The following is an 11,207-nucleotide window of genomic DNA, read 5'->3' as shown; positions in this document are numbered from 1 at the left end:
CCGGGTGCGGTTCCTTTATTGAAACCTTTGCAAAATCTCTGAACTACAGTGTGCAGGACTTCGCAAAAGCAGCCCTTTTTGCACAACATCCTATAGATCTCGGCACAAGATGCACGGTATTTATGAACTCCAAGGTAAAGCAGGCCCAGAAGGAAGGCGCAGAGGTTTCTGATATTTCTGCCGGACTTGCCTATTCGGTTATCAAAAACGCTCTTTATAAGGTAATCAAGGTTTCCGATGCCTCTGAGCTTGGAAAACACATTGTGGTACAGGGCGGAACCTTTTATAATGACGCGGTTCTCAGAAGCTTCGAAAAAATTGCCGACTGTCATGCAATCCGTCCGGATATTGCAGGAATCATGGGCGCCTTTGGCGCTGCTCTGATCGCCAGAGAACGCTATGAGGAAGGCAAAGAAACCACCATGCTTCCTATTGAAAAAATCAATTCCCTGAAATATACAACCTCTATGGCAAACTGCCGGGGCTGTACCAATAACTGCCGTCTTACCATCAACAAATTCAGCGGAGGACGTCAGTTTGTCAGCGGAAACCGATGCGAGCGCGGAATCGGCAAGGAGAAGAACAAAGAACATATTCCAAACCTTTATGAATACAAATATAAAAGAATTTTTTCCTACGAGCCGCTCTCTGCAGACAAGGCAGTCCGGGGCAAGGTGGGAATCCCCCGGGTTCTCAACATGTTTGAGAATTATCCTTTCTGGTTTACTTTCTTTACAAAGCTGAATTATGAAGTAGTTCTTTCACCTACTTCCACCAGAAAGATTTATGAGCTTGGAATTGAATCCATTCCCAGTGAATCCGAATGTTATCCGGCAAAAATGGCTCACGGACATGTAAGCTGGCTTTTGAAAAAGGGCATAAAATTTATTTTTTATCCCTGCATCCCCTATGAGCGCAACGAGTTCCCGGATGCCGTAAACCATTACAACTGCCCTATTGTCACTTCCTATGCGGAAAATATCAAGAACAATGTGGACGAGCTTCATAACCCGGAAATTGATTTCCGTAATCCTTTTCTTGCCTTTACCTCAGAGGCAGTGCTTACTGACCGTCTTGTAGAAGTCTTTAAAGAACTGCCCGCCCAGGAGGTAAAAGACGCTGCTCACGCTGCCTGGGAGGAACTGGCTGCAGCCCGCAGAGATATTGAGAAAAAGGGTGAAGAAACTCTGGAATACCTGAAAAAAACAGGGCGCAGGGGCATTGTCCTGGCAGGACGTCCCTACCACATTGACCCGGAAATCCATCACGGCATCCCGGATCTTATTAACAGCTACGGACTTGCTGTTCTCACAGAGGATTCCATCTCCCATCTGGCAGACATTGAGCGACCGATCCGCGTCAATGACCAGTGGATGTATCATTCCCGGCTTTATGCTGCCGCAAGCTTTGTAAAAACAAGGGAGGATCTTGATCTGATCCAGCTGAATTCCTTTGGCTGCGGTCTGGATGCCGTTACAACCGATGAAGTGTATGAAATCCTGGACGGAAGCGGCAAGATCTATACCTGCCTGAAGATTGACGAGGTAAACAATCTCGGCGCAGCCCGTATCCGTATCCGTTCTCTTCTGGCAGCCATCCGCGCCAAAGAAAAGCAGAACAGGAAACGGAATATCCAGTCCTCTGCCATTGAAAAAGTTGTTTTTACAAAAGAAATGAAAAAGGATTACACCATCCTCTGCCCACAGATGTCTCCTTTCCATTTCAGTATTCTCCAGGCAGCTTTTAATTCCTGCGGATACAATCTGGAGGTTCTGCCAAACGACAACAAAGGCGCTGTGGATGTGGGACTGAAATATGTAAACAACGACGCCTGCTATCCTTCGCTGATCGTTGTGGGACAGATCATGGATGCGCTTTTATCCGGCAAATATGATCTGGATAAAACAGCGGTTATTATGACTCAGACAGGAGGCGGATGCCGGGCTTCCAACTATATCGGATTTATCCGCCGTGCGCTGAAAAAAGCCGATATGGAGCAGGTTCCTGTAATCTCTTTGAACCTCAGCGGTCTGGAAAGCAATCCTGGCTTTAAGCTGACTCTCCCTCTGGTGAAAAAAATATGCTATGGAGCTGTGTTCGGAGATCTTCTTATGAAATGTGTTTACCGCATGCGTCCTTATGAACAGGAAAAAGGAATTGTCAACCGGAAACACAAAATATGGGAACAGCGGGTGATCTCTTTCCTTCAGGGAGGAAGCATCAGCCACAGCCAGTTCAAAAAAATGTGCCGTGATCTGGTTCACGAGTTTGATATGATCCCGGTTACCGGAGAACGCAGACCCCGGGTAGGAATCGTAGGAGAGATCCTGGTAAAATTCCTTCCTGCTGCAAACAATCATCTGGCTGAGCTTCTGGAAGCAGAAGGCGCCGAGGCAGTGTGCCCTGACCTGATCGACTTTATCAGCTACTGTTTCTTTAACCAGAATTTCAAGTCCGATTACCTTGGATTTAAAAAATCAAAGGCAACAGTTGCAAACTGGGGAATCAAAGGAATCGACTGGCTCCGCAAAGCCGCGGACGAAGCTCTTGAGCAGAGCCGTCATTTTTCCTCTTCTGCGGATATCCGCCAGCTTGCAGAAATGGCTTCTCCTATTGTGTCTCCGGGAAATCAGACCGGGGAAGGCTGGTTCCTGACCGGAGAAATGCTGGAGCTGATCAACGGCGGTGTTCCCAACATTGTGTGCATTCAGCCCTTTGGCTGCCTGCCAAACCATATTGTGGGCAAGGGTGTGATCAAAGAAATCCGCCGCAGACATCCGGAAGCAAATATTGTAGCTATTGACTACGATCCGGGCGCCAGCGAGGTAAATCAGCTGAACCGTATCAAGCTTATGCTTTCTACTGCTGTAAAAAACATGGAAAAGGATGCATAACTGTCTCACAGAAATAGCATTCCATTTTATGCTTCTTAACAACTGAATCCATATAACAAAAAGAGGATTTTCAGCCGGCTGCTGCCAGTTGAAAATCCTCTTTTCTATTTCACTGATTCCAGAAAAACCATCTTTATGCTATATGCTTCCCACTTGCCAATTTTAGCAGGTTGCTCCGCCTTTCAGGTGTTTCTGGGCTTTGATATTCTCTTCTTTTCTGCTGAGAAGATCATCTGCAAGAAGCTGCTCCTGTACATTTTCAAATCCCAGTCTTGCCACTGTATCTGCAAAACGCTCTCCTGTGATACCCTGTTCACGGAACAGAAGGATCGCCTTTTCCACTACAGAAAGAACCTCTTCCTTATCTGTAAATACTTTGTCCAGATAACGGCCCTGAGCAACTCGTTTGCCCCATCTTCCGCCAATGTATACACGGAATCCGTTGGTATAGTTCTCAAAAGCATGGAACGGACATTTTCCAATGCAGCGTCCACAGTGATTACATGCATTTTCATCAATCACAATCTTTCCGTTTTCTACCTTTGCCACCTTGATAGGACAGTTGTTCTCAACACGGCAGATTTTGCATCCACGGCATTTTTCCATATCTACCAGAGGAATTCTCTGTCCGATAATACCAAGATCGTTGAGATCCGGTTTTACACAGTTATTTGGGCATCCGCCTACTGCGATCTTAAATTTATGAGGAAGCTTAACGTCTGCATATCCGTGGAAAAATCTTTCATGGATTTCCTCTGACAGAGCAAAGGTATCTATCAGACCATACTGGCAGGTTGTTCCCTTACAGGACACTACCGGGCGTACCTTTGAACCGGTTCCGCCTGTTTCCAGTCCTGCCTGCATCAGATATTCACGAAGCGGTTCAATATTATCAAAAGGCACTCCCTGGATTTCCATAGTCAGTCTGGAAGTCATGGTTACTTCTCCGCTTCCAAACCGCTCTGCTGCTTCTGCAATGGTTCTGGTCTCTTCTGCAGTGATCTTTCCGTTTCTTGTGATCACACGGCCATTAAATTTATCTGCAGTTGTCTTATCTCTTAAAAATCCAAGGGCCTTTACTCTTGTTTCCTCTTCCGGAGTCACGGCAGCCTGCGCATTCTGCACCTTCACATCATTAAAGAACAGAGAACCTTCCAGAACTTTTGTATTTTTGTATCCATAATGACGGAGACGATTCTGAAGGAAATATGCTCTCTTGCCTTTTGCGCACACGAGAAGAAGTTTTTCTTCCTTATCCAGACCCTCAACCTCTCCATTGACTTTTGCCAGATCCACATACACAGCTCCCCTGATGGCCGGCGCCGGGCCTGCATCAACGATCTTATAATCCTTTGCCTTGCCTGCAGCATATTCTGCCGGCGTCATACTTTCCATTGTACCGTTGATCTTATTTAAAAGTATGTAAACAACCTGGACAAATGGATGGATTGCGGTGGAAAACGGCGGCGCATAAGCAAAATCAGCATTTTCAAAGTCTTCCAGAACTGCCCCCATATTGATTCCCATTACTGCAATATCAACCATTTTGTCAACTGCTCCCGGACCGAATACCTGAACCCCAAGAAGCTTGTGAGTTGTTTTATCTGCAATCATTTTTGTGATAAAGAAACTGGAATCCGGATAATAATGAGCTTTGTCATCTGTTGGGGCAAGAACAGTGATCACATCATATCCTGCTTCTTTTGCCTGCTCTTCTGTAAGGCCGGTACGTCCGATATTTAATCCGGGAAGCTTAATCACTCCGGTTCCCAGAACACCCGGATAAGTTTTTTCTTTTCCGGAAAGGATCTGTGCCAGTGTTCTTCCTTCCATATTTGCAGATGAACCCATCGGAGACCACTGAGGCTTTCCTGTGATCCGGTTTGTGACCATAACACAGTCTCCTGCCGCATAAACATCCTCCAGACTTGTTTTCATGGTATGATCCACCAAAATCGTTCCTCTGAACATTTCAATTCCGCTGTCTGTCAGAAAATCTGTATTTGGTCTGATCCCTGCTGCCATGATCAGAAGTTCACATCCAAGGACACCTGCGGATGTTTTTACTCCTGTCACTTCACTGTCTCCGAGGATTTCTTCTGCCTTTGTTCCGGTAATGACACGAATGCCTTCTTTCAGCAGATGCTTTTTTGCATAGGCTGCCATTTCCTCATCCAGTATATTTGGAAGGATCTGGGATGCAAAGTCAATAACAGTTACCTGGATTCCTTTTGCTTTCAGATTTTCCGCTGCCTCCAGGCCAATAAATCCTGCTCCGATCACCACTGCTTTTTTTACCTGATGCTCTTCTGCATAAGAGCGGATCTGAATGGCGTCATCCGGTGTACGCATTTTAAATACACCCTGTTTATCTGTTCCCGGAACAGGAAGAACTGCCGGAGATGCTCCTACTGCCAGAACCAGTTTGTCATAAGAACAGATTTCTTCTGTTCCTGTCTCCGTGTCACGTACGGTAATTTCTTTCCTGTCTGCATTTAAACCAACAGCCTCTTTTCCTGTCTTTACTTCCACGCCAGTCAGTCCCGCATATTTCTGAGGAGTGTTTACAATCAGCTCATCACGACTTTCAATCAGTCCTCCCACATAATAAGGCAGGCCACATCCTGCATAAGAAATATCTTTATCTTTTGTGATTACAACAACCTCCGCATTTCTGTCTTCTCTTTTTAATTTGGCTGCTGTTTTTGTTCCTGCAGCAACACCGCCTACGATCAATACTTTCATTTTAATCTCTCCTGTTTTTAAAATGGGTTTGTATATTCTATCTTTCTCTTATGTCAGCCTCTTCTTCCTGCTGCCTGTGGCAACAATACTTTTCATTTACACACTCCGGGCGCATTGCCTCACACACAGTGACATCCCCTCCACTGATAGTGATGCTCCGTCCGTTTACCAGAGCATCTGCAATCTTCTGTCTTGCACTGTTATAAATCCTTGTTACAGTTGGACGTGAAATATCCATTTTTACAGCGCACTGCTCCTGGTTCAGATTTACAAAATCCAGAAGTCTCATAACTTCATACTCGTCCAGGGTAAGATTTACACAGTTCTGTTCTGAAGCTCCCTTTGCGGAAAATTCAGTAACTTTTGGTTTCGAACAGATACATCTGCACTTTTGCGGTCTTGCCATTTGTCCCCCTTTCTCCGACACCTGCACTCTCACATACTGTCGCTGCATCCCAGCCAGCTTCACAGCTCTTACAGTATTGGTTTACTTTTTACACCCTAACAATACCTCTGTTTTGAACATATGTCAATATCTTTTTATATAAATAATCAATGAAAAATGTACAGAAAAACCGCCTGGGCTCACAGTTTTATCTGCGAAACCAGACGGTAAATCTTCCAATCTCTTAATTTATCTGTCTCAAACCTCTTACTTTAATTCTGAATAAACTGCAGCCATTCTCTCATAAGCTTCTTTCAACATTGTTCTTGGACTTGCAATATTCAGACGGATAAAGCCTCTTCCCTGGTTTCCAAAAACACTTCCCATATAAACAGAAACATTGGCTTTTTCCAGAAACCATTTTTCCAGCTCTTCCTCTGTGATTCCAAGCTTCTCATAACTGATCCAGAGAAGATATGTTCCCTGCCTTTCAAGAATCTCAAATTCCGGAAAATGTTCTGCAAAAAACTCACGTGTGAATTTTTCATTTTCATTTACATAGTCAAGCATCTGCTGGTACCATTCTTCACATTCCATATATCCGTGTTCTACGGCTGCCACTGCAAAAATAGTGGGATTATGCATACCAATGCGGTCAATGGTCTGAGCAATACGGCTTCTGATCTCCTCATTTGGAACGATCATGTAAGAAACGATCACTCCCGGAACATTAAAGGTCTTTGTCAGAGATGTGGCAACGATCAGCCGCTCTCTCACTGTCTCGGATAAAGTAAGAGCCGTTGTAAAAGTAACTCCCTCTGCCACAATATCACCGTGAATCTCATCTACAAATAAAAGAAGATCATGTTTTTTGCAGAATGCTCCAACTTCTTCCAGTTCTTCTCTAGTCCATACTCTTCCCACCGGATTGTGCGGACTGCAGAGAATAAACATTTTTGTTTTATCCGTCACAACAGATTCCAGATGTGCAAAGTCGATCTTATAACTGCCGTTTTCCAGTATCAGAGGGCTTTCCACTACTTTACGGTGATTCTTTACAACAGCCTGATACAGAGGACCATAGGCAGGAGTATTGATGATCACTTCATCCATTTCTTCGGTAAATGTTTCCACACAGATACTGGAAGAAACATTGATACGGGGACAAAATACAATCTCCTCTCTGGATACCTCAGCCTGATGCTTCTGTCTCATCCATTCCCGGATATTTTCATAGAATCTGTCGCTTAAATCTGTATAGCCAAAAATTCCTTTGTCAAGAATATCCTGAAAAGCATCAATGATCTGTTTTGGAGACCGGAAATCCATATCCGCAACACCAAGATGCAGCATTCCTTCTTTCTGATATTTTTTATCCATGGTATCCCATTTTCCACAGTTGGTGTTTCTTCTCTCATTCCATTCGTCAAAATTAATTTTCATATTCTTTGTCCTTTCCGGGCCCATATTCTTTTCATCAGGCTCTTTTTATAAAACAGGGGATGCCGCCTGCATTCCGATCAGCCTGCTCCGTTGTTTACCAAAAACACACAGAACATGCATCCAGACGTTTCCCTTCAGCATCCCCTTTTCCTATTCAATCGCACATCTCACACGATCTTCTTACTCTACATCAATTCCGTCAGCTTTATTTAAAGCCACATATTCATCATAGTATTCACTGTCTTTTGTGATCTTTTTAATACCGATTCCAGTGAATCCCCAGATTACGGCAAAGATAACGCCAGTATAACAGATAATCGCCCATGGCAGGTATTCCAGAGTGGAAACTCCCAGAGTTGTAGCCATGTAAACACCGGCTGCCGTCCATGGAGTAATTGGCTCTACAACCGTAGCAGAATCTTCCAGTGTTCTGGAAAGGTTTCTGGGTTCCAGACCTTTTTTCAGGTAAGTATCTTTAAACATCTCACCTGGAATCAGGATAGACAGCTGACCATTGGAAGTAACAAACACTGCTGTAATACAGGAGATAATTGTAGAAACAATCAATCCGCCGGTAGACTTCACAATAGTCATAAGCTTATTCAATACAATATTCAGAGAACCGGTTACTGCCAGTGTTCCTGCAAAACCATAAGCACAAAATGCGATCAGTACCGTATTCAGCATGGAAATCATACCGCCTCGCTGCAGAAGCTTGGGAATATCTTCAATCAGTCCCTCTGTGGTAAATCCTGCAACATGGATCATATCCATATTAAATCCGCTGATGGCCGCTGTAAAGCAGTCCTGAAGGCTGAAGTTCTGGAAAGTAACAGCATTGAAAATTGCAACCGCACTGGACGCCAGCATAATCGGAATGGTCGGCTTTTTGGCAACAGATCCGTAAAGCACAATAAGCGGCGGAAGAATGATCAACGGATTAAATTTGAAGATCTGAGAAAGTGTCTCAAAAATAATAGTAACCTTTTCCGGTGTTCCTGCTGCCGCAAGATCTCCGCCAAATGTAAAGCCTACGATCGTGTAAACAATGCAGCAGATAATAAATCCGGGGCCTGTTGTCCAGAACATATGCTGAATATGATCATAAAGCTTTCCGCCTGCCGCAATAGGGGCAAGGTTTGTTGTATCAGACAGAGGTGACATTTTGTCTCCGAAATACGCACCGGATACAATAGCGCCTGCCACGATTGGAAGAGGCGCGCCCATGCCTGCAGCCACACCCATCAGAGCTACGCCGATGGTTCCCGCAGAACCCCAGGATGTTCCTGTACATACAGAGACGAACGCAGTAACCAGAAATGAAGTAACAGCCAGATATTTCGGGCTGATCAGCTTCAGTCCGTAAAACACCATCATGGGAATGGTTCCACCGATCATCCAGGAACCGATCATAAATCCGACAATGATCAGAATAAAAATTGCCGGCATTGTTTTACTGAGTTTGGATACAATGGAGTCCATAATATCATCCCAGGTATAACCAAGATAAATTGCGATCACGCCTGCGATTGCAGCTGATACCAGCATCAGCACCTCCGGGCTTAAGCCCATAACCGCATATCCCACTCCCAGCAGTACGATCATTGTCAGAATCGGAATTACTGCCAGAAACAGGGTGGTCTCTTTTTTCTCTCTTACTTTTTTTGCTTTCCCACTCATAAGTATTCCTCCAAAATAAATTCATTCCACAATCTGCAAAGCAGGTTTACTGAATTTCTGCAATTACTTCTACTTCACAGAGAACGTTTTTCGGTAAAGCTTTTACTGCAACACAGGATCTTGCAGGCTTTGACACAAAATATTTTTCATATACTTTGTTAAATTCTGCGAAATCTGCCATATCGCTTAAAAAGCAGGTGGTTTTTACTACGTTCTCAAAGCAGGTTCCTGCTTCATCCAAAATCGCTTTCACATTTTCCATTACCTGCTCTGCCTGAGCCGTAATATCAGTTCCCACAATCTCCCCTGTCTCAGGGCTTGCCGGAATTTGTCCGGAACTGAATAAAATATTTTTCAGTATAATTCCCTGTGAATATGGTCCAATAGCTGCCGGTGCTTTCAATGTGTTCACCACTTTTAACATTTTCTCTTCCTCCCACATTATTTTTTTGTTCAATTTGATAATATCACTAAATTATTTTTTAGTCAATGAAATTAAGTTTCTTTTTATATGTCATTTTTACTGAATTTCATTTCAGTTTTTATTGCATATTGCACGAAAGAAGATTATAATTAAAAAAAATGGAGAAATAAAAGAGAACACTATGAAAAAAGAATATATTACTTTAACTCAAAATGAACGAATGATCCTGCAGTCTTACATACCTGTCGTCGAAGGACTGGGGCAGTATCTGGGGGAAGGCTATGAAATCATACTGCACAACCTGGAGTCTCTGGAACACTCTGTTATGCAGATTGTAAACGGCCACCATTCCGGCAGAAAAATCGGAGCTCCCATCACAGACCTTGCCCTTGGCATGCTCTCACAAATTGAAAACTCAAAAGATCATTCTGCCATTTCTTATTTTAACCGCAGGCAGGACGGAGTGATACTGAAGTCCACAACGATCCCCATTCCCGGTGAAGGAAACCGTATTATCGGAATGATCTGCATCAATTTTTATACGAATATTCCACTCTCAACTGTAATCCAGCAGATGATCCCGGAAGACCTTAATTCCCTGCAGAGCTTCCCGCACACAACAGAAACCTTTACCGAAAATGTGGACGATCTGATCGAGGCGGCCCTTGCCGACGTAAAAGACCAGATTTTAAACGACACGTCCATTTCCACCAACAACAAAAACAAAGAAATTGTAACCGCTCTCTACAAAAAAGGAATTTTTAACCTGAAAGACAGTGTGATCAAGGTGGCCGACCGCCTGAATATCTCCAAGAATACCGTTTACATGCATATTCGGAATCTAAAAAACGAACTGCCGGAGTAAGGGACTGCCTGTATGAGCATTTCTGAAAAAGGATCAATACCTTTACAGCCTTTTTTCGTCCCAAATCCGATGATAAAATACGGTATTTTATGATGATTTATGAATTTCTCCCAAACTGCAAAAAGCCCTTGAAAATGCCCATTTACAAGGGTTTTTCAGCCACTAAAGCGTGACATTTCTCCCGCTGTTTCCGCTTGCGCTTTGCGGCGTTGATCCGCTTCATGCGTGCGGCACATTCCGGGCAGTATTTAGCCCTGTTGGAACCGGGGGTAAACAGCGCCCCGCATACGGCGCATTTCTCAGCATTTAGCCGGTGGAACAACGCCGTTTCCAGTTCCTTATCCTGCGGCAATACCTCCGCCCGAAACCTCGTTGTCGCAAGTTGCACATCCTTCGCTTTGCCGCAAGCAGCAAAGCTCACTCGTTTCACTGCTCCTCCTCTCCCCACAAAGTCTACAGGACTTTGCGGGGTCCCGATTGCAGGGAGTAGGAAATGGACTGGACGCAGACGCATTCCTCCCCATCGTCCAGCACGATACAGTTGCCGCCGTCATAGTTACAGCACTCATGCACCAGCCTCCGCGCTCTGCGATACTGGCGGTAATCCATGACAGGGATAGGTTCAGTTTTGTTGTTCTTCATAAATGATTTCTTTCATAGTGCAGCTAACCTCCTTGAATGAATTTATTGTTAAATATTCGTGCAAAGTATTGTTTTCTTCGTGCAAATAGCATATACTATAATTGCCAGCAGAAAGGGGTTGATCGTATG

8 protein-coding genes and 1 pseudogene are annotated in these 11,207 nt (G+C 44.2%); 2 read left to right on the top strand and 7 right to left on the bottom strand.

The features are described from left to right. The coding region (locus tag QVP40_RS01365) for an acyl-CoA dehydratase activase-related protein (RefSeq protein WP_288200126.1) at positions 1-2,894 on the top strand (2,894 nt) is incomplete at its 5' end. Between the two features lie 162 nt (positions 2,895-3,056). Here the strand turns inward: QVP40_RS01365 and QVP40_RS01360 are convergent. The 5 genes from QVP40_RS01360 to QVP40_RS01340 form a co-directional block, all read right to left on the bottom strand. Then, on the bottom strand, positions 3,057-5,639 hold the full coding sequence (locus tag QVP40_RS01360) for an FAD-dependent oxidoreductase (protein ID WP_022066721.1): 2,583 nt from the start codon (positions 5,637-5,639) through the stop codon (positions 3,057-3,059). A 37-nt stretch (positions 5,640-5,676) separates the two neighbouring features. Beyond that, positions 5,677-6,045 (bottom strand): DUF134 domain-containing protein, encoded by a 369-nt coding sequence (locus QVP40_RS01355; RefSeq protein WP_022066720.1) that lies wholly within the window; start codon positions 6,043-6,045, stop codon positions 5,677-5,679. A 246-nt stretch (positions 6,046-6,291) separates the two neighbouring features. Next, a complete protein-coding gene (locus QVP40_RS01350; protein ID WP_022066719.1) occupies positions 6,292-7,467 on the bottom strand; it encodes a MalY/PatB family protein in 1,176 nt (391 codons plus the stop codon). A 180-nt stretch (positions 7,468-7,647) separates the two neighbouring features. Then, positions 7,648-9,147 (bottom strand): Na+/H+ antiporter NhaC, encoded by a 1,500-nt coding sequence (gene nhaC, locus QVP40_RS01345; protein WP_022066718.1) that lies wholly within the window; start codon positions 9,145-9,147, stop codon positions 7,648-7,650. A gap of 46 nt (positions 9,148-9,193) precedes the next feature. Continuing rightward, entirely contained in the window at positions 9,194-9,571 is a 378-nt protein-coding gene (locus tag QVP40_RS01340) for a RidA family protein (protein ID WP_022066717.1), read from the bottom strand. Between the two features lie 181 nt (positions 9,572-9,752). Between QVP40_RS01340 and QVP40_RS01335 the strand changes: the two genes are divergently transcribed. Further along, entirely contained in the window at positions 9,753-10,436 is a 684-nt protein-coding gene (locus tag QVP40_RS01335; RefSeq protein WP_022066716.1) for a helix-turn-helix transcriptional regulator, read from the top strand. Between the two features lie 142 nt (positions 10,437-10,578). Here QVP40_RS01335 and QVP40_RS01330 read toward each other — a convergent pair whose 3' ends face one another. Both QVP40_RS01330 and QVP40_RS13955 read right to left on the bottom strand, forming a co-directional pair. Further along, the gene (locus QVP40_RS01330) at positions 10,579-10,914 is read right to left on the bottom strand and encodes a hypothetical protein (protein ID WP_442852275.1); all 336 of its coding nucleotides are present in this window, start codon (positions 10,912-10,914) and stop codon (positions 10,579-10,581) included. After that, positions 10,913-11,078: pseudogene (locus QVP40_RS13955) on the bottom strand (cysteine-rich VLP protein); the annotation flags it as partial. The gene QVP40_RS01330 and the pseudogene QVP40_RS13955, both read right to left, overlap by 2 nt. Positions 11,079-11,207 lie beyond the last annotated feature (129 nt).

The organism is Blautia sp. CAG:257 (assembly GCF_000433815.1).
GTDB lineage: Bacteria > Bacillota > Clostridia > Lachnospirales > Lachnospiraceae > Blautia_A > Blautia_A caecimuris.
The sequence above is the reverse complement of the archived record's forward strand: the minus strand, read 5'-3'. Positions and strand labels throughout refer to the sequence as shown.

Bases quoted from the DNA above. Each gene is read 5' to 3' on its own strand.
- nhaC (WP_022066718.1), bottom strand. From the start codon at position 9,147: ATGAGTGGGAAAGCAAAAAAAGTAAGAGAGAAAAAAGAGACCACCCTG.
- QVP40_RS01340 (WP_022066717.1), bottom strand. From the start codon at position 9,571: ATGTTAAAAGTGGTGAACACATTGAAAGCACCGGCAGCTATTGGACCA.
- QVP40_RS01335 (WP_022066716.1), top strand. From the start codon at position 9,753: ATGAAAAAAGAATATATTACTTTAACTCAAAATGAACGAATGATCCTG.
- QVP40_RS01350 (WP_022066719.1), bottom strand. From the start codon at position 7,467: ATGAAAATTAATTTTGACGAATGGAATGAGAGAAGAAACACCAACTGT.
- QVP40_RS01355 (WP_022066720.1), bottom strand. From the start codon at position 6,045: ATGGCAAGACCGCAAAAGTGCAGATGTATCTGTTCGAAACCAAAAGTT.
- QVP40_RS01360 (WP_022066721.1), bottom strand. From the start codon at position 5,639: ATGAAAGTATTGATCGTAGGCGGTGTTGCTGCAGGAACAAAAACAGCA.